The 26,330-nt window shown below is 56.7% G+C and carries 23 protein-coding genes and 2 tRNA genes; 9 read left to right on the forward strand and 16 right to left on the reverse strand.

The window, feature by feature from the left end; genetic code table 11:
• Nucleotides 1-105: 105 nt before the first annotated feature.
• The 3 genes from GS632_RS05600 to GS632_RS05610 all read right to left on the reverse strand — a co-directional run bounded on the left by GS632_RS05600 (nucleotide 106) and on the right by GS632_RS05610 (nucleotide 2,999).
• A complete protein-coding gene (locus GS632_RS05600; protein WP_171173790.1) occupies nucleotides 106-747 on the reverse strand; it encodes an imm11 family protein in 642 nt (213 codons plus the stop codon).
• Between the two features lie 297 nt (nucleotides 748-1,044).
• A complete protein-coding gene (locus GS632_RS05605) occupies nucleotides 1,045-1,581 on the reverse strand; it encodes a hypothetical protein (protein ID WP_171721445.1) in 537 nt (178 codons plus the stop codon).
• 98 nt (nucleotides 1,582-1,679) lie between these two features.
• Nucleotides 1,680-2,999, reverse strand: a complete 1,320-nt coding sequence (locus GS632_RS05610) for an ATP-binding protein (RefSeq protein WP_171237650.1) — start codon at nucleotides 2,997-2,999, stop codon at nucleotides 1,680-1,682.
• Nucleotides 3,000-3,043: 44 nt separating this feature from the next.
• Here GS632_RS05610 and GS632_RS05615 point away from each other — a divergent pair, with 44 nt between their 5' ends.
• Together GS632_RS05615 and GS632_RS05620 are read left to right on the forward strand one after the other, a co-directional pair.
• Complete coding sequence (locus GS632_RS05615) at nucleotides 3,044-3,958, forward strand: MBL fold metallo-hydrolase (RefSeq protein WP_171237651.1); 915 nt, start codon at nucleotides 3,044-3,046, stop codon at nucleotides 3,956-3,958.
• Nucleotides 3,959-4,034: 76 nt separating this feature from the next.
• A tRNA-Asn gene (locus GS632_RS05620) sits at nucleotides 4,035-4,109 on the forward strand.
• Between the two features lie 529 nt (nucleotides 4,110-4,638).
• Here the strand turns inward: GS632_RS05620 and GS632_RS22330 are convergent.
• The gene (locus GS632_RS22330) at nucleotides 4,639-4,839 is read right to left on the reverse strand and encodes a hypothetical protein (protein WP_371809953.1); all 201 of its coding nucleotides are present in this window, start codon (nucleotides 4,837-4,839) and stop codon (nucleotides 4,639-4,641) included.
• Nucleotides 4,840-5,204: 365 nt separating this feature from the next.
• Here GS632_RS22330 and GS632_RS05630 point away from each other — a divergent pair.
• Nucleotides 5,205-5,279, forward strand: a tRNA-Asn gene (locus GS632_RS05630).
• A gap of 19 nt (nucleotides 5,280-5,298) precedes the next feature.
• Here GS632_RS05630 and GS632_RS05635 read toward each other — a convergent pair.
• The 4 genes from GS632_RS05635 to zwf form a co-directional block, all read right to left on the reverse strand.
• On the reverse strand, nucleotides 5,299-6,918 hold the full coding sequence (locus tag GS632_RS05635) for a long-chain-fatty-acid--CoA ligase (protein ID WP_171237661.1): 1,620 nt from the start codon (nucleotides 6,916-6,918) through the stop codon (nucleotides 5,299-5,301).
• A gap of 185 nt (nucleotides 6,919-7,103) precedes the next feature.
• Entirely contained in the window at nucleotides 7,104-8,708 is a 1,605-nt protein-coding gene (gene pgi / locus GS632_RS05640) for a glucose-6-phosphate isomerase (protein WP_171721446.1), read from the reverse strand.
• A gap of 4 nt (nucleotides 8,709-8,712) precedes the next feature.
• Entirely contained in the window at nucleotides 8,713-9,384 is a 672-nt protein-coding gene (pgl, locus tag GS632_RS05645; RefSeq protein ID WP_171234357.1) for a 6-phosphogluconolactonase, read from the reverse strand.
• Nucleotides 9,381-10,835: a glucose-6-phosphate dehydrogenase gene (zwf, locus tag GS632_RS05650; protein WP_171721447.1), complete on the reverse strand. Its 1,455-nt coding sequence runs from the start codon at nucleotides 10,833-10,835 to the stop codon at nucleotides 9,381-9,383. The genes pgl and zwf overlap by 4 nt, the downstream gene beginning before the upstream one ends.
• Nucleotides 10,836-11,000: 165 nt before the next feature.
• Here zwf and GS632_RS05655 point away from each other — a divergent pair, with 165 nt between their 5' ends.
• On the forward strand, nucleotides 11,001-11,954 hold the full coding sequence (locus GS632_RS05655) for a radical SAM protein (protein WP_171721448.1): 954 nt from the start codon (nucleotides 11,001-11,003) through the stop codon (nucleotides 11,952-11,954).
• Here the strand turns inward: GS632_RS05655 and GS632_RS05660 are convergent, their stop codons facing one another.
• Nucleotides 11,955-12,650 carry a hypothetical protein gene (locus GS632_RS05660; protein WP_171237664.1) on the reverse strand — a complete coding sequence of 232 codons (696 nt, stop codon included), beginning with the start codon at nucleotides 12,648-12,650 and terminating at the stop codon, nucleotides 11,955-11,957.
• Nucleotides 12,651-12,751: 101 nt separating this feature from the next.
• Nucleotides 12,752-13,021 (reverse strand): usg protein, encoded by a 270-nt coding sequence (locus GS632_RS05665; protein ID WP_171180035.1) that lies wholly within the window; start codon nucleotides 13,019-13,021, stop codon nucleotides 12,752-12,754.
• A gap of 192 nt (nucleotides 13,022-13,213) precedes the next feature.
• On the opposite strand from GS632_RS05665, the gene gyrA reads away from it, so the two are divergent.
• Nucleotides 13,214-15,937 (forward strand): DNA gyrase subunit A, encoded by a 2,724-nt coding sequence (gyrA, locus tag GS632_RS05670; RefSeq protein WP_171237665.1) that lies wholly within the window; start codon nucleotides 13,214-13,216, stop codon nucleotides 15,935-15,937.
• A gap of 107 nt (nucleotides 15,938-16,044) precedes the next feature.
• On the opposite strand, the gene GS632_RS05675 is transcribed toward gyrA, so the two are convergent.
• The 4 genes from GS632_RS05675 to GS632_RS05690 all read right to left on the reverse strand — a co-directional run bounded on the left by GS632_RS05675 (nucleotide 16,045) and on the right by GS632_RS05690 (nucleotide 20,610).
• Nucleotides 16,045-16,740 carry a THxN family PEP-CTERM protein gene (locus GS632_RS05675; protein ID WP_171180031.1) on the reverse strand — a complete coding sequence of 232 codons (696 nt, stop codon included), beginning with the start codon at nucleotides 16,738-16,740 and terminating at the stop codon, nucleotides 16,045-16,047.
• 447 nt (nucleotides 16,741-17,187) lie between these two features.
• Nucleotides 17,188-18,657 carry a carboxypeptidase M32 gene (locus GS632_RS05680; protein WP_171237666.1) on the reverse strand — a complete coding sequence of 490 codons (1,470 nt, stop codon included), beginning with the start codon at nucleotides 18,655-18,657 and terminating at the stop codon, nucleotides 17,188-17,190.
• 4 nt (nucleotides 18,658-18,661) lie between these two features.
• Nucleotides 18,662-19,807 (reverse strand): heme A synthase, encoded by a 1,146-nt coding sequence (gene ctaA / locus GS632_RS05685; protein WP_171721449.1) that lies wholly within the window; start codon nucleotides 19,805-19,807, stop codon nucleotides 18,662-18,664.
• A gap of 59 nt (nucleotides 19,808-19,866) precedes the next feature.
• Nucleotides 19,867-20,610 carry an RNA methyltransferase gene (locus tag GS632_RS05690; RefSeq protein ID WP_171237668.1) on the reverse strand — a complete coding sequence of 248 codons (744 nt, stop codon included), beginning with the start codon at nucleotides 20,608-20,610 and terminating at the stop codon, nucleotides 19,867-19,869.
• Between the two features lie 163 nt (nucleotides 20,611-20,773).
• Between GS632_RS05690 and GS632_RS05695 the strand changes: the two genes are divergently transcribed.
• On the forward strand, nucleotides 20,774-21,394 hold the full coding sequence (locus tag GS632_RS05695; RefSeq protein WP_171237669.1) for a thiamine phosphate synthase: 621 nt from the start codon (nucleotides 20,774-20,776) through the stop codon (nucleotides 21,392-21,394).
• A gap of 7 nt (nucleotides 21,395-21,401) precedes the next feature.
• Here the strand turns inward: GS632_RS05695 and GS632_RS05700 are convergent, their stop codons facing one another.
• Nucleotides 21,402-22,544 (reverse strand): HupE/UreJ family protein, encoded by a 1,143-nt coding sequence (locus tag GS632_RS05700; protein WP_171237670.1) that lies wholly within the window; start codon nucleotides 22,542-22,544, stop codon nucleotides 21,402-21,404.
• 169 nt (nucleotides 22,545-22,713) lie between these two features.
• On the opposite strand from GS632_RS05700, the gene GS632_RS05705 reads away from it, so the two are divergent.
• The 3 genes from GS632_RS05705 to GS632_RS05715 all read left to right on the forward strand — a co-directional run bounded on the left by GS632_RS05705 (nucleotide 22,714) and on the right by GS632_RS05715 (nucleotide 25,272).
• A complete protein-coding gene (locus tag GS632_RS05705) occupies nucleotides 22,714-23,607 on the forward strand; it encodes a PfkB family carbohydrate kinase (protein ID WP_171237671.1) in 894 nt (297 codons plus the stop codon).
• Nucleotides 23,604-24,515: a pseudouridine-5'-phosphate glycosidase gene (locus GS632_RS05710; RefSeq protein ID WP_171180016.1), complete on the forward strand. Its 912-nt coding sequence runs from the start codon at nucleotides 23,604-23,606 to the stop codon at nucleotides 24,513-24,515. The genes GS632_RS05705 and GS632_RS05710 overlap by 4 nt, the downstream gene beginning before the upstream one ends.
• A 79-nt stretch (nucleotides 24,516-24,594) precedes the next feature.
• A complete protein-coding gene (locus GS632_RS05715) occupies nucleotides 24,595-25,272 on the forward strand; it encodes a DUF502 domain-containing protein (protein WP_171237672.1) in 678 nt (225 codons plus the stop codon).
• Here the strand turns inward: GS632_RS05715 and GS632_RS05720 are convergent, their stop codons facing one another.
• Nucleotides 25,273-26,298: a patatin-like phospholipase family protein gene (locus GS632_RS05720; protein WP_171180012.1), complete on the reverse strand. Its 1,026-nt coding sequence runs from the start codon at nucleotides 26,296-26,298 to the stop codon at nucleotides 25,273-25,275.
• Between the last annotated feature and the right edge of the window lie 32 nt (nucleotides 26,299-26,330).

A 26,330-nucleotide genomic window follows, 5' to 3' on the forward strand; every position in this document is an offset into this window, starting at 1 on the left:
ACGACCTAAACACTTTGCGGGGAATAATATGATGGACATTAAAAGTGTATTCACCCATGGATAAATGCCTTCTGGTTCAAATATTCTAGAGAATTAAGTCAGATATCAGAGCGTGCCGACACGGCAGCGAACAAGACCCCAGCCCTTGTCGACGCCCGCAGCTTTCAAACCGGCAACGAGATGGTCAGACAAAAACAAGAGCTTGGGTACCAGCGGATCAACCCAAATATCAGGACCATCCATTGCCTCCGGCACAACGACGAGTTCAGATTCGCGACTGCTTCTGGGCAGATACCGGATTCCGTTTCCGATGTTATCGAGAGGCGAACGAATATCACCTTCTGGCCCTAGAGCATCGTAGTTGCCCATGGAGCGTTTGTTGCCCACGTTCAGAAAATAATATGGCTCGGATGTGGTCAGATGGGACTCGGTCGAATCCATCAGCTTCAATGGGTGAAAAACAGTATTGCCCAGATCAAACTGCTCCAATACCGCCTTTGTGAATTCAGACACCAAGGGATAGCCACCGCCACTAATGAACGGTGCGGTGTAATATTCAGCTTTGGAGTTAAAGTACCAAACCTCGCCAACCTGTTCTTTTGTCAGGATATCCCCCCGCTTCCAACCAAGAGCGGACTCCTGAACCATCCTTTTTGACCATTCAACATGGTCCGCCGAGCGCTTTTCCCTCCAGCTTAACCCAAACTCCTTGCGAAGGATGGACTGGATCACACCGCTGCGATTCATTGTCGTCGCAATCCACACACAGGGCTCGCCATCTGTTTGTCTGGTTTAATTTGACATCGTTACCTCACTTTCTGTTGCGTGGTTTTAATTCTCGGACAGCATTATTCTTAAAGAGAATTTCTGAACCGTTGCATCCACGCTGTCACACTCAAACTGCCTATCAAAGCGGCGATCAAGTAGCGACTTCCATACCGTCACGGTTGTGGGGTGTTGGTATGGGTATTAGGTGACACATCCTAAGCCCAGCCCCACAATTCGGAGCAACCTGCGGCCTGTCTGCGAGTTAAACCTCGGGCGCTAGTATTTAAGAAACTCTTCTACACTACCAGCCAGCCACCAAGGACTCTGCGTTTCAAAGAACGCGTGTGTCCCAGCTGAATTTGGCAGGTTTCGGATCGTTACAAGATAGTCTTCAAAGTCGATCGGAACGGACCAATGTGATGCGTCATACAGCATGGCCAAGTATTCGTCCGCAGTTGGTTCGAAATAGTCCTGATCCGGATCTGGCGGGCCATAGACTTTCGCAAACTCGGCCTGGAAGTAATCTAGAACATATGAGCAATAGATCACCTGATTTGCTCTGACCTGGACTGGAATTGGTGCGAATTCGTCTGTGTCTTCTTTGACAAAATGCTTTAACTCAAACGCCATACCCTGGATCACTTCTTCCTGCATCCAATTGCTGCATGTGTCGCCAAGCGCAATGAAGCTGGCCATACGTTCGAATTTTCGGTCTTCGGCTTCCCGCGCGAATTGCGTAATCGGAACAAGAGCAAACAATGAAGTGACGGTAACGACTATTTTCTCGATATTGCTGAGAGCTGCTTTAATCATTTTCTCTGAACCCCACGTCGTTAGAAAACTGGGATCAGAATGACATGCTTATACAAAAGCACAAAATTGCATGCACTTTTTAGCAACAAGGCGTGTTGCTATCGACCTATGATAATATCCGCGCAAAGACCGCCCAAACGCTCGCTTTTTGCCAGGCGCAATGTACCGCCATGTGCACGGGCAATGTCCGCCACAATCGCCAAACCAAGACCTACTCCGCTGCCCTTGTTCTGATTCCGTGCCGGATCAAGCCGCGTGAAAGGCTTGACCGCTTCGGTGCGTTCCTCGACTGGAATACCCGGGCCATCATCTTCGACACGGATACGCATGGACTTGGGATTCAGTGTCAAGCTGACGTCAGCCCGTGATCCATAGCGCACCGCATTTCCGATCAAATTTTCAACGGCCCTGCGAATGGCCATAGGGCGCAGCAGCACTGCCCCCTGCCCCTCAACCCCAATCAGCTCGGCCTGATGCCCGGCGCGTTTGGCATCCTCCACGATCTGGCGAATGAAAACATCTGGCTGCACCTCTTCTGGGGAGCCTTCCGCAGCTCCGCGCGTGAAATCCAGAAACGCGTCAAGCAGGGACTGCATTTCCGTCACATCCTGCTGCAAAGGCGCGGCCTCGTCTTCGGGCAGCATAGACAGTCCAAGTTTTAGTCGCGTCAGCGGTGTGCGCAGATCATGGCTGACACCCGACAGCATTAGCGTCCGCTGTTCGATTTGACGTTCGATCCGGGCGCGCATGTCCAGGAACGCATTTCCTGCCGCACGAACCTCGATGGCGCCGCCGGGTGTATAGGGCACGACCCTTCCACGCCCAAAGGCCTGCGCCGCATCGGCCAGCCGTGTGATCGGCCGCAATTGATTGCGCATATATAGAAAGGAAATGGAAGTCATGATCACGGCGAAAAATACCATTGTCACGATCAACTGATGCGGCGCGACTGGGGACAACCTGCGCCGATCAAAGGTCAGCTGCAATACCCCAAGATGTGTCTGCAAATACACCCGCGCTTCGCGACTTGTCGGCAAGGCGACAGCCACAAGATCGGGCAGGTTTGACTGAAGGTCGGACTGGACCTGTGGCGCGATGAAATCATACCAGCGCCGCGCCCCAATCATCGGTTCTTCGTTCACGTCAAGAAAACGCGCCTGCATTTCAAGGGCCCGCAAATCGGGGCGCACAACGGCCAGAGCGTCCTGCTGCGTTTCGGCATCGGCGATCATCGTCGTGATCAAAGTCACTTCGCGTGACGCCGCGCGGGTCATCTGCCCGGTAACGTCTTCCAGATGCTTTTGGATAAAGGCAATACCCACCACTAGCAGCAGCACGATCACCGGAAGAACCAGAATCAGGGCTGCCCGGGCGTAGAGGCTGCGAGGCAGATAGGGTTTGAGCCATTGCGAAGACATGGGCTAAACCTAGCGGGCCGTCCGGATAAGAGAAAGAGCACAGAATGCAGGCACCTGACGATTTCAACCCACCCGCAGGTGTTGCGGTCGATCTGCAACCCGGGTTGAGACGTATTCTGGCCCCGAATCCCTCAGCCATGACCTATCGTGGCACCAATACCTACTTGCTGGGAGACCGAGACATCGCGGTGATCGACCCCGGCCCCAAAGACGAGGCGCATCTGAACGCTATTCTGGATGCTCTGACTCCTGGGCAGAGAATCAGCCACATCATCGTGACGCACACGCATCTGGATCATTCACCGCTTGCCGCCCCACTGGCGAAGCGGACAGGCGCAGCGATCTATGCCTTCGGCGGACCAGAGGCCGGGCGAAGCGATGTCATGACCCGTTTGGTCGCGCAAGGTATGACAGGGGGCGGCGAAGGGATCGACACCGCGTTTCGTCCTGATGTTGAAGTTGCAGACGGCGAAGTCATTGACGGAAATGACTGGCAGTTGGAGGTCATCCACACCCCGGGTCACTTGGGAAATCATATTGCGCTCGGCTGGCAGGACACCTGTTTCACAGCTGACCACGTGATGGGTTGGGCCAGTTCTTTGGTCTCACCCCCGGACGGAGATTTAACGGACTTCATGGCGGCCTGCGACCGCCTGCGCGCCCGCGCCTGGTCAGTTTTTCATGCAGGGCACGGCGCGCCAATCACAGACCCTGCCGGACGTCTGGATTGGTTGATCCAACACAGACAATCCCGCGAGGCACAGATTCTGACGGCTCTGGAACAGGCAGATGGCACGGCCCGGCAGTTGGCCGAGCGTATCTATACCGAAACACCCGCCGCCCTGCTGCCCGCCGCGGAACGCAACGTCTTTGCGCACCTTGTTGATCTGAATGGGAAAAACAGGGTCCTTTCGCGCGGGAAAATGTCTGCCTCGGCGGTTTTTCATCGCGTCGCATAACAGGTCAAAATTTTTTCATGCTTCGCGCGCTTCCCCTCTGGACGCCGGGAATCCGGGTTGCTATACGCGCCTCAGTTCCGGCGTAGCTCAGCGGTAGAGCAGTTGACTGTTAATCAATTGGTCGTAGGTTCGATCCCTACCGCCGGAGCCAATAATCCTGACAATCCAAGAAGTTGACAAATAGATCGGTCGAGAGCCCGTACTTTCGTCCACTGCTATATCAGTTTCCGTTTTCCGGCGCTCTTTGGATTATCAAATCAATTTCCACTTCAGTCGTCGCTTCAGGGTACCGTTAGCAGGCGAATAACCCGAATAAGGCGATCCGCCGGGATTTGCATGGGCTCTACCCTAAATATAGCCATGCGGCCGACAAGTTCTGGTGCATCCAGAAATTCTTCCGCTGCTTGCATTCGCGGTCGATCTCCATAGTCGTCAAAAAGAAGGGTCACGGGCCGTGTAATATTGAATGCGGTGGCCAAAGCACAGCCGACTCGAAACCGGCCATCGACGAGCACAACATCCGGATGCTTGAACCCCTCGCTCTGCCAGATTGACAAAGGATATCTGGGATACCGTCCTGATTTGTCTTGATTTGCCGGAAACCCCCATTTCTTGGTGTCACCGATATCAACCCAGGATACATTAACTTCGGTCCCGGTGTTGGGTGGGTTTTCGCGAAACTAGCGCCTCATTTTTCGGGTCCAGCTTCGGTCACTTTCTACGCTGAACACAGTTTTGTTTTGCATTTCTGAGGCCAAAACAGTCGATCCGCCAGAGCCGTATTCTAGAATCACAGAGGCCGCTTCGTAGTTTTCGCGCAGCACATTTTGCGCGTCTTCCGGCATGGTTAGAACAGGTTTTTCAAGTTCGTTCACTTTCAATGCGTTCTCCTGTTGAATTCCACGATTCAAGCCTAAAGTCCGACAGTTTCAGCGAGTGGGATCAACCGTACTAAGGCGGATTAACACGTATTCCCGTGCAAGTTTCGCTGTAGCGACCGCAACGAGACCTTTTTCGGGAACATGCTATGCCCAGACAGAAGCCACACCAGATTTTGGCGGCATGGCGCTCTTCAAAACACAAAAACGCGCAATTTGATAGCAGCATTTGCACAGTCTCAGCGCCGCCCTGATCCCTCCTGTTTGACAAGTTTTTGGACCTCGCTTTGTTGCTGCTGAATTTTTCGAAAAAACTTGCGGCCTGCACTGGACGACCGGGAATTCGATTGCTATACGGCGCGAACCGTTCCGGCGTAGCTCAGCGGTAGAGCAGTTGACTGTTAATCAATTGGTCGTAGGTTCGATCCCTACCGCCGGAGCCATCTTCTCCCTTAACTGAAGTTAACCCGTCAGGGCGTCTTCGAAATCCGCGCGCAGGTTGCGTTTCAGGACTTTCCCGGTTGCGTTCAGCGGCAGTGCATCGACAAAGACCACCTTGTCCGGGATTTGCCACTTGGCGATCTTTCCATCGAAGAAGCTCAGCAATTCGTCTTCGCTTGGGTCTGCCCCTTCAGCCTTTACAGCAACCAGCAGCGGCCTTTCGTCCCATTTCGGGTGCGGTACGCCCACCACGGCGGCGGTTGCAAGCTTGGGATGCGCGACTGCGATATTCTCAAGCTCAACGGAGCTGATCCACTCTCCGCCGGATTTGATAATGTCTTTGGATCTGTCGCGGATGGTCATATAGCCATCCGGGTCCAGCGTGGCGACGTCGCCGGTGGCAAACCAGCCATCCTGAAGAAGCTGCTGATCTTGCAGCATAAAATAGCTGTCTAGAACCCAATGCCCCCGCACCATCAGATCGCCCTGAGTTTCGCCGTCATGCGGCAGATCATTGCCATCATCATCGACGATTTTCAGCTCGACCCCAAAGGGCGGCCTGCCCTGACTCAGGCGGATCGCATGTTGTTCTTCCAGTGGTAGCTCAAGATGTTTGGCCAGAGGGTAGTTTGTTGTGCCCAGCGGGCTCATCTCGCTCATGCCCCAGGCATGCACAGTGTCGACCCCATAGGTTTCGCGGAAGGTTTCGATCATCGAAGGCGGACAGGCCGCGCCCCCGATCACAGTTCGATCCAGGCTTTTCAACTCGGTCCCGCACTTGGCGGCATGGGCCAGCAAACCTTGCCAAATGGTCGGCACACCCATGGCCAGGGTCACACCATAGGTGTCGATCAGGTTGACCAGCGCCTCGCCGTGCAAATCCTGTCCCGGCAAGACCATCCGCGACCCCGACATGGCACAGGCATAGGGCGATCCCCAGGCGTTGACGTGGAACATCGGCACGACGGGCATGACGACGTCCATCGCAGAATAACCGATCACATCCTTTGTGTTCGACGCAAAGCTGTGCAGCAGGGTCGACCTGTGGGAATACAGCACGCCCTTGGGATTGCCCGTCGTGCCCGAGGTATAACACAGGCTTGATGCCGTGTTTTCATCCAGATCAGGCCATGTGAAGCCAGCATCTCCTGTTTCGATCAGTTCATCATAGAACACTAAACCGGGGATCTGTGACGCTGCCTCTTCATTGCGTGGGCCCATGAGGACAAAGTGCCTGACTTCGGTAAGCGCATCGTGCAGCGCAGCAACCAACGGGATGAATGTTGCATCAAAGAACAGCACACGATCCTGAGCGTGGTTGATGATATAGGTCAGTTGCTCGGGGAACAGGCGCGGATTGACCGTGTGGCAGACATAGCCGGCGCCGGAGGTTGCATAGTAAATCTCAAGATGCCGCCGGTTGTTCCAGGCCAGGGTTCCGATCCTGTCCTGTGGCTCTAATCCCAGTTTTGTTAGCGCTGATGCCAGGCGTCGGGCGTTCACCGCAATCTCGGACCAGTTGGTCTCGGAAATCGTACCGTCTGTTTCGACCGAGATTATCCCGGTTTGGCCGTGGTAGCGTTCCGCATGATCAATAAGTGACGAAATCAGCAGGGGCTGCGTCATCATCTGTCCCAGCATGGACATCCTCCCGTCGTTGGCAGGGTCTTCGATGTCCCCTGCCTTATCCATCTGACATTAACAGCTAGGGGCGTGCCCCATTGCGTCAATCCAGTCGTTTCCTAGGAAGGAACCCTGCCAAGCATTTAATTGTCTGACAATAAAAGAATGCAGCCCACTAGTGCAGCAGGCTGCGTTTTGAGGCGTTAATCCCGGTGTTTCAACGCATAGGCGACCAACGCAGCGGTGGATGCGTCCTTGCCTTGGGCGCTTTCTTTACCATCCACGATGGGGCCAAGCGACGTGGCCAGCTCCTTACCCAGCTCCACCCCCCATTGATCGAAAGAGTTGATACCCAACAGCACACCTTCGACAAACACCCGGTGCTCATACAGGGCAACGATCTGACCCAGTACGAATGGTGTGAGTTTGGGATAAATCAGAGTGGTGGACGGACGATTACCGGGGAAAACCCGATGTCGCGCCTGCCGCTCCAGTTCCGCACTTGTCAGCCCGTTTGCCGCCATGCGGTCTCGGGCTTCGTCCAGTGACCGGCCGCGCATAAGGGCTTCGGACTGCGCCAGACAATTGGCCAAAAGCAAGCGGTGATGATGGGTCAGCTCGGGTTCGTGCCCTTCGGCCGCAACCATGAATTCGCATGGGATAACGTCCGTACCCTGGTGAATCAGTTGGTAGAAGGCGTGCTGACCGTTCGTGCCCGGTTCCCCCCAGACCACAGGGCCCGACGGAACAGTCAGGGAAGAACCATCCATCGCCACCGATTTGCCGTTCGATTCCATTTCCAACTGTTGGAAATAGGCTGGCAGCCGCAATAGCCGCTGATCATAGGGCAGCACGGCGCGGCTGGCATGGCCCAGAACCTGACGATGCCAGATACCGACCAGCGCCAGCATGACGGGCACGTTCTCAGCCCAATCCGCCGAGCGGAAATGCAGATCCATCGCCTGCCCACCACGCAGAAACGCGTCAAACGCGTTTGAGCCAACAGCGATCATGACCGGCAGGCCCACTGGCCCCCAGACCGAATAGCGCCCACCGACCCAATCGGCGAAACCGAACACATGCGCCTCGGGAATGCCAAACGCCTGCGTCTTGTCCAATGCGCTGGATACGGCGGCAAACTGCCGGGACGGATCGCCTCCGCCTTCGGACATCCAGGCGCGGGCCGTGCGCGCATTGGTCATTGTCTCAATGGTCGTGAAGGTTTTCGAGGCGACAATCACCAAAGTCCGTGTCGGATCCAACTGACGCAGCGTGTCAGCGATATGCGCGCCATCCACGTTCGAAACATAGTGCAGACGCGGCCCATCATGATACGGAGCCAGCGCATGTGTTGCCATGACAGGACCAAGATCCGACCCACCAATGCCGATATTGACCACATCGGTAAAGCTGCCCCCTGCCCCCGCAATCGCACCACCGCGCACTTCCTCGGCAAAAACCCGCATCCGTTGCAGCGTGTCCAGAACCTCGGGCATGACGTCCCGACCATCCACGTCGACCGGCCCACCGTCCAGATTGCGCAAGGCCGTGTGCAGCACCGCGCGCCCTTCAGTTTCGTTGATCTTTTCGCCCGCAAACATCGCATCGCGCCGCGCCGCAAGACCGGCGTCTTCGCACAGTTGGATCAGCCCCGCGCGCACGCTTTCGTCGATCTGCGTCTTGGAGTAATCAAAATGCATATCCCCGGCCGAAGCTGAAAATTCCACAGCCCTGTTCGCGTCCGCCTCAAACAGGTCCAAGATACGGCGGTCCGCGTCTGCCAATGCCTTCAAAGCGTCCAGTTGCATGTGTTCACTCCGACCAATGGACAGTCATACCGCTCAGCACAGCGGCGATTGGTGCGTCTTCCGGTGGCAGCGACATGGCTTTTTCCAACGCGTCGCGCTTGGTCTGACCGTAGATAATCAGGTGCTTGGACAATGCCCCATCCAGGACCGGCGCGGTCAGGGAAATGCGCGCCTCGGGCTGCACCTCGGTGCGCGCGACGGTTAATGTAGGCGCATCACTGCCCAATGCCTGAGCCAGCCCTTCCATACCCGGAAACAACGAAGCCGTATGCATGTCATCACCCATTCCAAGAACCAGAACCGACAACGGCAACACCGGCGCAATCAGAGATTCGATTTCGGGCAACGCCGCCTCGGGTTCCGCACCGGGTACATAGAGCGGAATGTAATGCGCAACAGACGCCCGGTTCGTCAGCAGTCTTTCGCGAATCAGACGCTCGTTGGAACGCTCGTGATCGGCAGGTACACACCGTTCATCTGTTGGCAAAACTCGCACACGGTCCCACGCCACGTCCGCTGCACAAAGGCTGTCAAACACTGGCCCCGGCGTTGTCCCACCGGGAACGGCCAGCGCAACAGTGTCATGATGCAACAATGCAGCCTCCAGATCGCCCGCCAAAGCATTTGCCACGTCGATGGCCAGCATTTCGCGGTCTGCATATTCCTGAATATTCATGGCTTGATTCCTTGCCAACGGCGACCATCTCGTTTCATCAGCAGCTCGGCGTCGCCCGGCCCTGTGCTGCCGCTGTCATAAGGTTTCGGCACGTCGCCGCGCGCCAGCCAGCCAGCGATGATTGGATCGGTCCAGGCCCAGGCGGCCTCGACCTCGTCCCCGCGCATGAACAGCGTCTGGTTGCCCCGGATCACATCCATCACCAACCGTTCGTAAGCATCTGGCGGGTCCTGATTTTCGGGTCCCAAGGCTTCGGCAAAGCTCATGTCCAGTGGGACATCGACCAGACGCATCCCACCCGGCCCCGGTTCCTTGATCGTCACCTTCAGGGTGATCCCTTCATTGGGTTGCAAACGGATCGACAATGCATTGGCGTGCCGTCCGGCTTCTTCCCCGAAGATCGAATGCGGCGCGTCCTTGAACATCACATTGATCACCGAAGACCGCGCCACCAACCGCTTACCCGTGCGCAGATAGAACGGCGTCCCGGCCCACCGCCAGTTGCTGATGTGGGCCTTCAACGCCACATAGCTTTCGGTGGTTGAACGCGGATTGCCAACGCAGTCTCGGTATCCCGGACCCTCGGGCCCTGCAGCGAACTGGCCGCGCACAATGTGATGCGGCTCTACCTGGTCAAGCGCCCGGATTACCTTGAGTTTCTCGTCGCGCACCGCGTCGGGATCAAATTTGGCCGGAGGTTCCATCGCGATCAGGCAGAGCAATTGCATCAGGTGGTTCTGCACCATGTCCCGCATTGCGCCTGCGCGCTCGTAATACTCCTCACGCCCGGAAATCCCCACGGTTTCAGCAACCGTGATTTGAATGTGGTCGACATATTGGCTGTTCCACAAGGGTTCGAACAGCATGTTGCCAAAGCGCACAGCCATCAGGTTCTGCACGGTTTCCTTGCCCAGATAATGGTCGATCCGGTAAATCTGGCTCTCGTCGAAATGCGCAGCCAGCGTGGCATTCAGGGCCCGCGCACTGTCCAGATCATGGCCAAACGGTTTTTCCACCACGATGCGGGTGTCGTCCGTCGCCAGATTATGCGCCCTGACCCGCTCGGCCAGCGGGCCGAACAAACTTGGACCAACCGAGAAGTAGAACGCCCTTATGCGGTCCGATGACAGCTTTTGGCCCAGAACATCCCAGCCTTCTGCTGTCATTGCATCCAGAGGCACATAGTCAACCCGCTGCAGAAACCCGATCAGCGCCCGGCTGTCCTGCGCCCGCTTCGGCGCATGTTGGCTCAAAGAATCGGCAACCATCTCGCGAAACTCTTCCGCAGTATGGTTCGCCCGGGCTGCTGCAAGGATTTTCGTGTCATCATGCCATTGCCCGGCACAGAACCTACGATACAGGGCAGGCAGAATTTTCCGCTGCGCCAGATCACCAGTGCCGCCGAAAATAATCAGATCAAAAGGATCAACAGGGATGACGCGTGAAACCATAAGCTGTCCTTAACCCGACCCAACTTGCATGTCCAATGTTAGCGCAACCAAAAATGAAAACTCAAAGATCATCAAAACTCTGTTAGAACCGCCGCGTCACCCTTACCAAATCCCCGACAACACGCTAGTTCGAACCAAAGATTTCAGCAAAAGCCGGACGCGGGAATGAAAGACAATGCCCCTCAGCTTGCCAATATCGGCAAGTTCCAAGACAAACTGGTGACAGCAGACGGGCAGACCCGCGCAACAGTTTCACTGACCCAGCCAGACACGCTTTGGTTTAACACAGGTACGCTGTGCAACATCGAATGCGTGAACTGCTATATCGCCAGCAGCCCGACCAATGCTGCTTTGGTCTATCTGACCGCGGATGAAATCCGTGATTATCTGGACCAGATCGACGAGCGCAATTGGCCCGTGCGCGAGATCGGCTTTACCGGCGGCGAACCCTTCATGAACCCCGAGATGATCGAGATGACTCGTGCCGCGCTGGAACGTGGGTATGAGGTCTTGATTCTGACCAATGCGATGGCCCCGATGATGCGCCGCAAGATGCGAGAAGGATTGTTGGAGTTGCAGAGCAAATACAACGACAAGCTTACGCTGCGCATCTCAGTCGATCACTACCGCCCCGACCTGCATGATGAAGAGCGCGGCAAGGGCAGTTTCGACAAAACCGTTACCGGGATGGAGTGGTTGCGCGATCACGGTTTCAACATGGCGATCGCAGGCAGGTCGGTGTGGGGAGACACGGATGCAGAAAGCCGCGCTGGTTATGCTGCGTTCTTCGCCCGGCATGACTTTGACATCGACCCGAACAATCCAGCTCAGACCGTTCTATTCCCCGAGATGGACGAATCCGTGGAAGTGCCTGAAATTACGACGGCGTGCTGGGGAATTCTGGACAAATCCCCAAATGCGGTGATGTGTGCCAATTCGCGCATGGTGGTCAAACGCAAAGGTGCGGATCGCCCTGCCGTTCTGGCCTGCACGTTGCTGCCTTATGAGCCCGAATTCGAGATGGGGCACAGCCTGGCCGAAGCCGAGGCGGATGTTCACCTTAACCATCCCCACTGCGCCAAGTTTTGCGTTCTTGGCGGCGCAAGCTGCTCGGGTTGATCAGTTCAATTCGGGCGACTTCCAGAACTTGGTGCCGGACGCACCTGCCGATACGCGCCATCCTTTTTTGCTGAGCACAAAGAAAGAGCGCCCATCGCTAAAGCGCACGGTTTCGCCCTTTTTGTCTTCTCCATACATGGCGCCGGTTTCAGCCGTCGCGTCATAGCCATGGAGAATGAAGTTGTCCAAATCTGAACGGCTTTCGAACAGGATCACAAACTTGGTCTCAAAGCCGCCAATGCCGATGGCCGCGCCCACACCACCCGTGCCCATGTTCATATAGGTGTGCTGACCAGTGTCTTTTGAAACGGCCACACCGCGCCCATACCCTGCCGATACCGGAAACACCGAAATCTTGCGCGAGTCGAAGGCCGCATAACCTGCGCTGACGTCATAGAGTGACTGCGCTTCGGGGTTTTCGGCAAGCAACTGATCAAGGATTTCTCCTGCCATCACGTCCAGCTTGGCACGCGTTTCTTCCGGCGTTGCTTCGTTGGACAGCAAGTCCGACGTGGAATCGATGGTTTCATCGACGACCGCAGCGCCTTTGTTGACAGTATCACCGACGCTTTCCGCGCCGCGACCGATCGCTTCTGCGGTGTTTTCAGCACCCTTCTTTATCTTGTCCAGAACGCCTTCGGCACAAGCGGGACCACTTAGGCAAAGCGCCGCAGCAAAAAGAAAGGCTTTTGTCATGGTTTGTTTTCCTGTGGCAGCAACAGATTGGCCGTCACCTTACCCGACTTGCCTTAAATGAAAACGGGTAATTCAATGGTCAGTCAGGCATTACCGACCACTCAATTCACGCGAAACTCGCCAACCATGTTACGCCACTCACCCGGTGCAATCATCTTGCGGTGGGTGAATTTGACCGAATGCAGCGGACCTTCAATCTCTCGCTGCCAGAAATCGATGAATTCGAACAGTTTCGGATGATCCGGCGCCAGGTCGTAGTCCTGCCAGATGAACGTGTTTAGTACGTGGATATAGTCGGGCATATGGTAGAAGAATTCCGCCGTTGTCAGACCGTACCCCTTTAGCATCAATTCGGTTTCGCTTGGGTTCATGCGGACCTCTGGTTTGTTGCAGGGTCTCTTCAGGCTAGCACAGAAACCTTCTAATTCTTGGATAACAATATGTTACCGGGACGTTACCGTGGTTTTTCGCACTCAATGCGCTGCTTGCTTGCACCTTATGTGCCGGGTCTGATAAGGTGCATCCACAAGATATAGACCCAAGCCAAAGATCGGGCAGTTTACGTGAGCGATACGCCAGAAATTCCTGAAAACATGGACGAAACCCCGCCAGAGCGCCCAGTGTATGACGGCCCGACGGTCTCCATCGAATCCGAAATGCGCACATCCTATCTGGACTACGCCATGTCGGTCATCGTATCCCGCGCGATCCCGGATTTGCGTGACGGCCTGAAGCCGGTGCATCGCCGGATTCTGTATGCGATGCACGAAACCGGGAACACCCATGACAAAGCCTACCGCAAGTCTGCGCGCCCGGTTGGCGACGTAATGGGTAAGTACCACCCGCACGGGGACTCAGCTATCTATGACGCGCTGGTGCGGATGGCGCAGGATTTCTCGATGTCGCTGCCTTTGCTGGACGGTCAGGGCAACTTTGGTTCGATGGACGGCGATAACCCAGCGGCCATGCGTTATACCGAAGTGCGGATGGACAAACCGGCTGCCGCACTGCTGGCTGATATCGAAAAAGAGACGGTTGATTTTCAGGACAACTACGACGGCAAAGACAAAGAGCCAACCGTTCTGCCCGCGCGTTTCCCGAACATGCTGGTCAACGGCGCCGGTGGTATCGCCGTGGGTATGGCGACCAATATTCCGCCTCACAATCTGGGGGAGGTGGTCAACGCCACGCTGGCCCTGATCGACGATCCTGACCTGACCTCAGAGCAGTTGATTGAATACGTCCCCGGCCCCGATTTCCCAACGGGTGGCGTCATGCTGGGCCGATCTGGTGCGCGCAAGGCCTATCTGGAAGGTCGCGGCAGCGTCATCATCCGCGCCAAGACTCGTGTCGAAGAAATCCGCAAGGATCGCTATGCGATTGTCGTGGATGAGATCCCGTATCAGGTAAACAAAGCCTCGATGATCGAAAAGATCGCCGAAGCGGTGCGCGAGAAACGTATTGAAGGCGTCAGCCACGTGCAGGACGAATCCGACCGCAACGGTGTGCGTGTCGTGGTCGAACTGAAGCGCGATGCCACGCCCGAGGTGGTTCTGAACCAGCTTTATCGGTTCTCTCCGATGCAGACTTCCTTTGGCTGCAACATGCTGGCGCTGAACGGCGGCCGACCCGAGCAGTTGACCCTGCGCCGATTCCTGACGTCCTTCATCGACTTCCGCGAGGATGTTGTTGCCCGTCGGACCGCCTACGACTTGCGCAAAGCGCGCGAGCGTAGCCACATTCTGTGTGGTCTGGCCGTGGCCGTGTCGAACGTGGACGAGGTAGTCGCCACGATCCGATCCTCGGCAGACGCCGCCGAAGCGCGCGAAAAGCTGATGACCCGCCGCTGGCCTGCTGCTGAGATCGAAGGTTATCTTCGTCTGATCGACGATCCTCTGTCCAAGATGAACGACGATGGCACCTATAACCTGACCGAGGTTCAAGCCCGCGCAATTCTGGAACTGCGCCTGCAACGTTTGACCCAGTTGGGTGTCAAAGAGGTCACGGACGAGCTGGAAGAACTAGCAGCCAAGATCAAGGAATATCTGGATATTCTTTCCTCGCGCGAACGCATCATGTCGATCATCGGTGATGAGCTGCGCGACGTCCGCGAAAAGTTCGCTGTCGACCGCCGCACCGAGATCGTCGACTGGTCCGGCGACATGGAAGACGAGGACTTGATTGAGCGTGAGGATATGGTCGTGACCGTAACCTCAGGCGGTTACATCAAGCGCACACCGCTGGCCGATTTCCGTGCTCAGAAACGTGGCGGCAAAGGCCTGTCGGGAATGCAGACCAAGGAAGAGGATGTCGTCACCAACCTCTTCGTGGCAAACACGCATACCCAACTGCTGTTCTTCACCACCGAAGGCATGGTCTACAAACTCAAGACTTGGCGTCTGCCGCAGTCCAGCCGGACCGGCAAAGGCAAAGCCATAGTCAATATCCTGCCAATTCCTACCGGTGTATCTATCGCCGCGATCATGCCTGTGGATGTGCCGGATGAAGAGTGGGAAAACCTCCAAATCGTCTTCGCCACCAGCGCGGGTGACGTACGTCGTAACCGACTGTCGGATTTCACCAATGTCCGCCGCAACGGCAAGATCGCCATGAAGCTGCCCGAGGGCGTTGAACTGGTGAATGCCCGCATCTGTTCGGAAGATGAAGACGTTATGCTGGTCACCAATTCAGGCCGTGCAATCCGCTTCCGCACCACCGATGTACGTGTCTTCAACTCACGTGAGTCCACCGGTGTGCGCGGCATCAAACTTACCAATGGCGACCGCGTTGTGTCGATGTCTGTGATCCGGCACTTTGAGGCCGACCCGGATGAACGCGCAGCTTACCTCAAGATGCGCCGCGCCGTGGCTGGCATTGCCGATGACGGTGAGGTGGACGAAGACGAAGCCGCGCCGGGCTCGATTACGCAGGAACGCTATGCTCAGATGTCGGCAGCCGAGAACCTGATCCTGACCATCACCACTGGCGGCGCAGGCAAGCTGAGCTCCAGCCATGACTATCCTGTTCGCGGACGCGGCGGTATGGGCGTCGCCGCCATGGACAAGGCGATGCGCGGCGGTGAGCTTGTGGCGTCCTTCCCGGTCGAGATCGATGACCAGATCATGCTGGCCACGTCCAAAGGTCAGTCGATCCGGGTGCCGGTGGATGGGATTTCCTTCAGATCCCGCAGCGCGGGCGGAGTGCGGGTCTTCAACACCGGTAAGGGCGAAGAGGTTGTCAGCGTGGCTTGGATCGCCGATCAAGGCGAGGACGAGACAGAAGAGTAATCGTTCCAACCTTTGGAAATAGAAAAACCCGAGGTTCGATGACCTCGGGTTTTTTGTATTCGAAAAGTCTACACCGCACGAATGAACGCGTGGTGGAGAAACCTTGCCTAAGCCGCTTTGCGCTTTTGGCGACGTCCGTATGCGAACAGCCCACCAATACCTCCAAGCAGCAGCCACCCGGCTGCTGGCAGCGGAACAGGCGCGATCGTATACTGACCATAAAGCGTTGCGTAGTTCTGCGCCTCTTCCACCGTACTGAATCCAGTGGAAATCGTGTTACCACCGTCCTGTGAAAAGCCAAGCACCGAGAACACATAGTTCTGTCCACCAAAGGTGAAGTTCTGAGAACCAAGTGTGTTGGCAATTGTCACAACATCGTTGCAAGGTGTTGGATCCTGAGGACAATTTGCCGATCGATTCAAGGTCTCATTATGTGTCAGTGAAAAGGTTGATGACACCAGAGGTCCGCCGCCGATCTGAAGATCGACGACAAGATCGACCGAACTCAGTACGTCCCCCGGAATCGGAAAGTTGAGGTGCGTGAACTGTCCCAGGTCAAAAGCTGTGTCCGGCGAAAGATTCAATATTGGTGTTCCCGTCGGCGTAAAATCATAACCACTTGGGTTACTGCCACCGCCCCAACGCAGCGAGATCGTAGAACCAGAACTGCTTTCCGTAATACCAGTCGTTGGATTCACGTTCTGCCATGAAGGAGAAATAGCTGTCACACTCAACGCCGAGGCGGCGCTACCAGCCAACACCCCAACTAAGGCAACCGCGGCCACATTACGTTTCAGTGCCATGTGTTTAACCCCTACCCTTGAAACACTTTTTACAAATTCGCACTCCAACTAGAGTGCTACATAGACTTGAAAATACGTAGTATCCCGGACACAATTTGGCCACCCTTTTTCCTCATTTAGGGCAAATCCCCTCAACATTGTTACCTATGTTGAAACGGTGACGCTGACTGGAAGTATTTTCAGCTTTCTATAATACAATTCCTTACACCCCAAAAATCGATCCGGGCCTATCTTATAAAGGCCTGTCAAGCGTGAACACCAAGTCAATGATGCCTCACGTACTGGATCGCGATATGGTGTCACACGCGCGGTATTGACGTCGCCAACGGCAATCATCTCTGGAACGGTCCGTCTAAGGTGAAATACGAAAAAAATCACCGTTGTCGCGGCCGCATTACCAAAGAAATCCGGCCTTTCTGCACGCAGTCCGGAGACCGAATTCTCAGGTCACAGCCCGTACAAAGCCCCAAACTTCTTTTCCAGATACGCAAGCAAAGGCTCTGGCCCCGGCTCTACACCGCTGGCGCGTGCAATGACATCGCGGGGTGCATAAAGCCCGCCATGTTGTTGAACTTGTTCGCGCAACCAGCCCGTCGCACCCGAGGTGTCACCCTCGGCCAATCGGTCATCCAGCCCTGGCACTGCCGCACGCAGCGCCTGAAACAAGCATCCTGCATAAACGTTGCCCAGCGAATAGGTCGGGAAATACCCGAACAATCCAACCGACCAATGCACGTCCTGCAAACAGCCATTCGAAGGTTTGTCGACCGCATAGCCGAAGTCGGCTTTAAACCTGTCATTCCAGGCGGCCTCGAGCTCGCTCACTTGCAGGTCTCCGGCCATCAGTGCGCGTTCCAGATCAAAGCGCAACATGATGTGAAGGTTGTACTGCACTTCATCAGCCTCGGTCCGAATATAGCCGTTATGAACACGGTTTACCGTAGCGTAAAACGACTCCGCGTCAGCGATACCGAAATCGCCGAATGCCTCAGTCATCTGTCCGAACAGCCACCCAGTAAAGGCACGCGAACGACCCAATTGGTTTTCGTATATGCGGCTTTGACTTTCATGCACGCCCATTGACACGCCGTTCCCAAGCGGGGTCAGCAAATAAGCTTTGTCGATACCCTGTTCATAAGCGGCGTGGCCGACCTCGTGTATCGTGGAATAAAAGCAGTTGAACGGGTCCGTTTCACTGGTTCGCGTGGTGATGCGCACATCCAGCCCACTGCCCGAGCTGAACGGATGCACCGCCTTGTCAACACGGCCATTGTTCAGATCATAACCAAAAGTCGTCGCCAGCTTTTGCGTCAGGCGCATCTGGGTCCGTTCATCAAAACTGCCATTCAGGGCTGCCGGTTCCGGGCGATCCAATACTGCGGCGCGTAGGGCAACCAAACGTGGGCGCATCTCATCAAAAATGGCCGCAATCTGCGTGCCGGTCGTGTAGGGCTCGTAATCTTCGACCATGGCGTCATAGACGTCCCCGCCCTGCGCAAGGGCTTCGCCCTCCTGCCGTTTGAGTGACACGACCTCTTCAAGCACCGGCAGAAAGGCCGAGACGTCTTCATCCGCCCGCGCCTGCGCCCAAGACCCCTGCGCAGCGGATGTCACACGGGCGATCGCTGTTGCCAGATCAGCAGGCACTTTCACCGCACGCTCATAGGCCCGGCGGATTTCACGCAACTGGGCCTTACCCACTTCGTCCTGTGGCGCGGCTTGCTCAAGCCATTCCGCCACACGCGGATCGGAGCGGCGCGCATGCAGCACCGCCTCAATTGCAGCCATTTCTTCGGCCCGTTGTGGGGCAGCCCCTCGCGGCATGACAGTTTCCTGATCCCAACCCAGCCGCCCAGCAATCTGGCCCAAAGCCGAGGTTTCACGCTGAAAGGCCATGAGTTCATTGAAAGCGGTCATTGGATCAAACTCCGCGCAGGGATGTTGCGATGGGATAAGCGGTCAGGAACCGGGCACGCAGGATCAGGGTCCAGACGACAACGGCCATGAATTGGTGGAAGATCGCAATCTGCCAGGGTGCGCCGTAGACCACGGTCACGATGCCGACGACAACCTGCAACGCCAGCGCGGCAAAGGCGGCATTGAAGGCAAAACGTGTCTGCGGATGCGCGCTGGACCCGCCACGACGCCAGACGATGAAAGCGAAGATGAACAGCAGATACCCCGCGCAGCGGTGAATGAACTGAACCAATCCGGGACTTTCAAAGAAGTTCCGCCACATTGGCTCCAGCGCTGTGGCATCGGGTGGGAATACTTGCCCGCCGATCAAGGGCCAGTCGGTGTAAGACCGCCCGGCGTCAATCCCAGCAACCAGCGCGCCGATGAGTATTTGTAAAAAGGCGAAATGCATCAGACCGGTGGACAGTGAGAACAGTTTGGCCTCTTTCGCGCGGCGCGCCTGCATCAGGTCGCGTTCTTCGCGGCCCAATTCAAAGATGTACCACGCCAGAAAGCCCAGGATCACAAAAGCCAGACCCAAATGTGTGGCTAGACGATAACTGGCAACGGCGGTCATGCCCTCACCCTGCGTCACGCCTGAGGCGACCATCCACCAGCCGACCGCACCCTGAACACCGCCTAACAGGCCCGGAATCAACAGCTTACCAGTCCAGCCGGTTGGAATTTTGCGCGCTGCAAGAAAGCCAAAAAAGCCAATGGCCCAGACAAGTCCGATCACGCGGCCCAGTTGACGATGGCCCCATTCCCACCAGTAGATGAACTTGAAATCATTCAACTCCATCCATTGGTTTTGGATGCGCCATTGGTCGATCTGCTTGTATTTATCGAATTCCGCTTGCCAGTCCGCCTCATTCATCGGCGGGATGGCCCCGGTGATCGGACGCCATTCCGTGATCGAAAGGCCGCTGTCGGTCAGGCGTGTCAGGCCACCAACCGCAATCATCACGACGACCAGGGCAAACAGGATCATAAGCCAAACGCGGATCGCTTGACGCGCGCCGCCGCGTCCCCGGTCGATCATTCCCGGTTGCACGGCTTGTTGTTTTTCGGTGTCCGAGACCTCTTCGAAGATGCTGCGCTTACCGCTCATGCTGTCCTCATGTCCTGATTTTGTCGCAAGCTAGGGCTTGGTGGAAGATAGGTCCAGCCTCAGCTTTTGTCTTTCCAGCGGACCATCTGCCGCATGATCCCATGCAGCATCTGCACATCGGCGCGAGTCATCCGCATCCGCGACCACAGGTTGCGCAGGTTTACCTTCATTCCTTCCGCTTTTTCGGGGGGATAGAAGAACCCAGCCTCTTCTAGACGATCCTCATAATGCTCGACCAGTTTTTCCACTTCGATCCCTGTGGCCCAGTCGCCCTTGCCCAGATCGGTGGCCTCATGCACCACGTCTCCGGTCTGGCGCATCCACTCATAGGCGGTCAGCAACACGCATTGCCCCAGGTTCAGCGAGGCGTATTCCGGGTTCACCGGAACCGAGATGATCGCGTTGGCCTTTGCGATGTCCTCATTCTCAAGCCCTGCGCGTTCAGGACCGAACAACACGGCGACTTTTTCACCTGTTGCGACTTTCTCAGCCGCGATCTGCATCGCACGTTCTGGGCTGTAGACCGGCTTGGTTAACCCGCGCTGTCGGGCTGTTGTTGCGAAGACAAACGTGCTGTCAGCCAGCGATCCTGCCAGATCGTCAAAAAGCTGCGCCTCATCCAGCAACCGCCCTGCCCCGCTGGACATGGCCACGGCCTTGGGATTCGGCCAGCCGTCGCGTGGGGCCACGATGCGCATACGGTCCAGACCAAAATTCCACATCGCGCGCGCGGCGGCGCCGATATTTTCGCCCATCTGCGGGCGCACGAGCACGAAGGATGGCTGAGATGTATCGCTGGGCATGGCTGTCTCCGAGAAGTTCCGCCCGCTCTAATCCGACGGCGTCAACAGGGCAACCCGATCCTTTTCTTCTGTTTCCAAATACCGCCTCGGCTGGCATAAAAGTTTGCTTCCCCGCCGCAATCCGCTAAACCGCGCCAAAGACCAAAAACCGAAGGACGCGCCCATGGACACCCCCGAGCAGCCGCAGATTTACCTGATCACGCCTCCGACCATCGAGTTGAGCACCTTCACAAACAAGCTGGCAACGGTACTGGACGGGGCCGACATCGCCTGCATCCGCCTGGCGCTGGCCGGAAGCGACGAAGACACAATCGCCCGCGCGGCCGACGCTTGCCGGGAAGTCGCCCATGCGCGTGATGTGGCCATAGTTATTTCGAACCACGTGCTGCTGGCCCAGCGTCTGGGTCTGGACGGGGTGCATCTGGACGACGCGGCTCGGTCCGTCAGGGCTGCGCGCAAGGAATTGGGCGCAGATGCAATTGTTGGTAGTTTCTGCGGTGCCTCCAGCCATGATGGCATGACAGCAGGTGAAAGCGGGGCTGATTACGTGGCCTTCGGACCTGTTGGCACGGCCACGTTGGGCGATGGTACCCGCGCAGAAAAGGACCTGTTCCAATGGTGGTCCGAGATGATCGAAGTTCCGGTTGTGGCCGAAGGTGGGCTAACGCCCGACCTGATCCGCGACCTTGCCCCCTGCACCGATTTCTTCGGCATTGGGGACGAAATCTGGAACAGCGACGATCCGCTTGGCGCGCTTAACACTCTGACAGCAGGGATGTCCTAACCCTGCATCAACGCAGCATCCAGGGCTCGGCCAGCCAATACACCCCGAGCCCTGCAATCAGGATTGAGGCCAGAACTGCAATCCGGCTGCGGGTCCTGTGCGAACGGCCAGCAAACAACAGCGCCAGTCCAAACGCAGCCGAGGCAGCCAAAACCAGCGGCACCACAACCCCAGACCCAAACCCCAACAACGCTGGAAACTGATGGTCCGGCGGCACGCCGATAGCCCTAAGAGCCCTGGCCAAAGCCAATCCAAACACTGTTCCGCCAGCAAACACCGTCAACAGCCGCGCGACCTGCAACCGTCGTGCCACGAGGTTCCACAACGCCAGCCCGATGAAGAACGCCGTCGGCGCATGTAAACCAACATAGGTCGGCACGTTCAACACGTCGTAGACAGCCAAGCCAAGCCCAACGAACACGCCAACTGACAGAAACACCACCTGCGCCACGACTGCTCGCAAGGACAAGGACAGAAACACAAGAACCAGGGCAAGCAAGCACGGTGTGAACGGCGTGTTTATGACGTGATCGATCCCCAACGCAAAAAACGTCTGTAGTGTCTGTTGCGGCGTCAAGGATGCCCCTCCGCGCAATGGTATGAGAGGGCTGGCTTCACCAGCCGCCAAGTAACTGGTATAGGGGGCGGCAACGCCCTGCTGCCGCAGCACAATCGGCCCGCCATCAACCGGCCAGCGCAGTTTCAGGTTCGAAGCTTGATCCGGAAAAGGTGCTGTTAGCAGCAGTTTGGTAACACGCGCTTCTTCCTGACCACCGCCTTCAGAGACAACCACGCGTTCCAAAGTCAGTTTCAAATGCTCGGGAACCTGGACTTCGACGTCCTGCACCCACGTTTCAACAAACGCTCTGATCTGTGGCTCCAGTTCCGATGCCGCCATCTGCCGCAGTGTCAGATACTGCGGATCCCCGGAAAGAACTTCATGCCGTGTTGGATCAAACCCAAGCAACAGTGCTTCAGCATTCAATCCAACCTCAAGGAACAGCTTTTCATCAGCGATCCAGAAATCAATCAACGTAGGTTGGTCAGATTGCGCCCTCACCGCGCTTGAAGAAAGGAACGCAAAGACGAAACAGCTAAGTACAAAGAGGGCAAAGACACGAAGGATGGCCCGAAATACACGAACGTTCATAAGAAACGCTCCGGAAAAAGAAACAAATCACCAATCATTGTGGTCAATTGTTCCCATGCAGGTCTCGGATCGCAAGCGCAAAAGGCGTAAATGCCGGGTGGTTCGGGAATATCTGACGGTGGTTACGTTCTGACTTGCACGGGCATCACCGCTGCGGCATGACATCCCCATGACTCAGACCAGCAATATCCTATGTATCGGATCGGTCCTTTGGGACGTGATCGGGCGGTCGGCCAGCGCAATGCGGCAAGGTTCCGACGTGCCGGGGCGGATCACGCGCCTGCCTGGCGGCGTTGCTATGAACATCGCCATGACGCTGGTGCGCTTTGGTATGACCCCCACTTTGCTGACAGCCATCGGGCGCGATCCCGAAGGCGATGAACTTGTCCACTCTTGTTCGCGTCTTGGTATGGTGACGGATCACATCTACCGCTCACAGGATTTGCCGACCGACCGCTACATGGCGGTCGAGGGTGCGAACGGGCTGATCGCAGCCATTGCTGATGCGCATTCACTGGAAGCGGCAGGCGCAAAGATCCTGCGCCCTTTGATGCACGGACCTTTGGGCTATGAAAACCAACCATTTGAAGGCCCCATTGCACTGGACGGCAACCTGACGCTGGACCTTTTGGAAGAAATTGCCCAAAGCCCTGCTTTTGCCCGTGCCGATTTGCGCGTGGCCCCGGCCTCACCCGGTAAAGCCGAACGGCTGCTGCCCTTCCTCAAGCACGCCCGCGCCACGCTTTATGTCAACCTCGAAGAGGCTGGCATCCTGTGCCAGCGCGAATTCACCGACTCCGAATCCGCTGCCAAGGGGCTGCTGGATCGCGGTGCGCTACGCGTTCTGGTGACTGACGGCGGAAACTCAGCCACCGTCGGCAGTTCCGACGAAATCCTGACCCAAACACCCCCGTCCGTTCTGGTCACCCGCGTGACCGGTGCAGGGGATACCTTCATGGCGGCCCATATCGCCTCAGAATCCGGTGGCGCATCCAGTGATGAGGCCCTGACCCGCGCTCTGCACGCCGCTGCAACCTATGTTTCCGGAGAAACCCCACTGTGATCGACATTCAATACTCAGCCGAGGTCCGCGCCGCCAAAGACGCAGGCCAACCCATCGTCGCGCTGGAAAGCACCATCATCACCCATGGAATGCCTTATCCGCAAAACGTCGAAGTTGCGGCTCAGGTCGAACAGGACATTCGTGATGCGGGCGCAGTTCCGGCAACCATGGCGGTGATTGAAGGCAAACTGCACGTGGGGCTCGAGCCCGACCAACTGCAATGGCTGGGCCAGGCGCAAGGTGTCGCCAAGATCTCACGTGCGGACATGGCAGCTTGCATTTCGACCGGGGGCACCGGGGCCACCACCGTCGCCGCCACGATGATCGCCGCGCATTACGCCGGGATCGAGGTTTTTGCCACCGGCGGCATCGGTGGCGTGCATCAGGGGGCTGAGACGACGTTCGACATTTCTGCCGACCTGCACGAACTTGGCCATACTCCGGTCACGGTGGTTGCTGCCGGGGCCAAAGCCATCCTTGACCTCGCCAAAACGCTTGAAGTGCTAGAGACTTTGGGCGTGCCTGTCATCGCATTTGGGCAGGATGAATTTCCAGCGTTCTGGTCCGCTAAATCGCTGTTTGCTGCGCCCCTGCGCATGGATAGTGCCGACGCCATCGCCAAAGCCCACGCCATGCGCCGCGCGCTAGGTCTGCCCGGCGGACAACTGGTTGCCAATCCAATCCCTGCCACCGATCAGATTCCGGCCGAGGAACTGGCCCCCATCATCGCCGAGGCTCAGGCCGACGCAGATGCCCACCGCATTACCGGCAAGGCCGTGACCCCATACCTTCTGCAGCGCATTTTCGAAAAAACCGAAGGCCGCTCGTTGACCGCGAACATCGCGCTGGTCCGCAACAATGCACGTCTCGCTGCCAAAATCGCGCAATCGCTGGTGCATCAGGGCTGACGCAGCCCTATTGTACCAAAGCGAGGGATTGACTACCTAAACCACGGAAACCATTCGGAACTGCTCACTCGGACCTGCAATGAACACACCTTTCGACGAAGAGCCCCACCGCCGCCCCGGCCTGCTGTCCCGGCTGCGCGCATCCTTTCTGACGGGCATCGTCGTCATTGCACCTGTCTGGTTGACGGTCTGGCTGATCTGGTCGGTGGTCGGATGGATCGACAGCGCCGTACTGCCGCTTGTGCCGCAACAGTTCCAGCCGGAACAATATGTTGGCATCAACCTGCGCGGCGTGGGTGTGGTGATCTTCCTGATCTTCACTGTGCTCGTAGGCTGGATCGCCAAGGGAATACTGGGCCGTTCACTGATCCATTTCGCCGAAGGTCTGGTCGATCGGATGCCCGTCGTGCGGTCGGTTTATTCCGGGATCAAGCAAATCTCGGAAACGGTCTTTGCTCAGACTGAACGGTCATTTGAAAAAGCCTGCCTGATTCAGTACCCGCGTCGCGGTATTTGGGCCATTGGTTTTGTATCAACAAACGCGCGCGGTGAGGTCAGCAAACGCGCTGAAACCGGGGGCGAACTGCTCAGCGTTTTTGTGCCAACCACGCCCAACCCAACCTCAGGCTTCCTGCTGTTTTTTCCCGCCGAAGACGTAATATTGCTGGATATGAGCATTGAAGATGCCGCGAAACTGGTAATCTCGGCAGGTCTCGTTTACCCCAACGAAAAAGATCCGACGCAGCCGCCCGAGTGATCAGCCAAACATTGCGGGCAGATCAACTGTACTGTTCTGCCCCAAATCCGCTTTGTGTTTGACAAGAAAGTCATCCGCTGCCCTTCGCCCAGCCTCTTTCAACTTGTGCAGGATGACCGGGTTGGGCACGGTTTTGGTTGCTACAGACAAGCTGTTCATCAATTCGTTATCCGCAATCATGTGAACCAGTACACGGTTCATTTCCCCGGGTTTCAGTTTTCCCTCTTTCAGCAACCGCTGCACAAAACTGATCGCCCTGAGTTCGCGAAACAGGGATGAGTTGAAGCTGATCTCATTGATCCGGTTCTGGATCTGCTGCGGTGTGACAGGCACCTCATCGCGTTCCAGCGGATTGATATTAACGATAACCACATCGTCGGGCAGATCGTCATTGAACAACGGGTAAAGCGCTGGGTTCCCTGTATACCCACCGTCCCAATACGCCTCGGTCCGCTCGGTTTCAGGATCGTATATCTCAACGGCCTTGAACAAGGTCGGCAAACAGGCCGAGGCCAGGATGGCGTCGGTTGAAATTTCATCACCCGTAAAGACGCGGATTTTCCCGCTTCGCACGCAAGTGGCACAGACAAACAGGCGCGGGCCTTCATCTGCGCATACTTCGGCGAAATTGAACCGATCAACCACCGCCTCCAACGGATTGCTGTAAAACGGACCATAGGCGTAAGGCGACACCATTCGGGACCACGCCTCGCCTATGGAATAAGGGACTGAATACTCCATAGCTCTGGAAATCGCTGCAGGCTCCACTCCTCGGAACCAATGGGCCATACGCAAATCGCCAATCGCACCCATACGCGCCCACACCGCATCCAGACTTGCGCGTGCGCCGTCGCGCCCGGCGTGCACCATACCCGACTTGAACGCTGCCCCGTTCAACGCCCCCGCTGACGTCCCGGTAATGGCCGCAACCTCGACGTCTTCTTCATCCAGAAACCTGTCGAGCACACCCCAGGTGAACGCCCCATGCGCCCCGCCGCCCTGCAATGCCAGATTGATCCGTTTCATGCCTCGGCCCCTTCATCTTTTCAGAAATACTC

The sequence above is a fragment of the Ruegeria sp. HKCCD7296 genome, assembly GCF_013110775.1.
GTDB lineage: Bacteria > Pseudomonadota > Alphaproteobacteria > Rhodobacterales > Rhodobacteraceae > Ruegeria.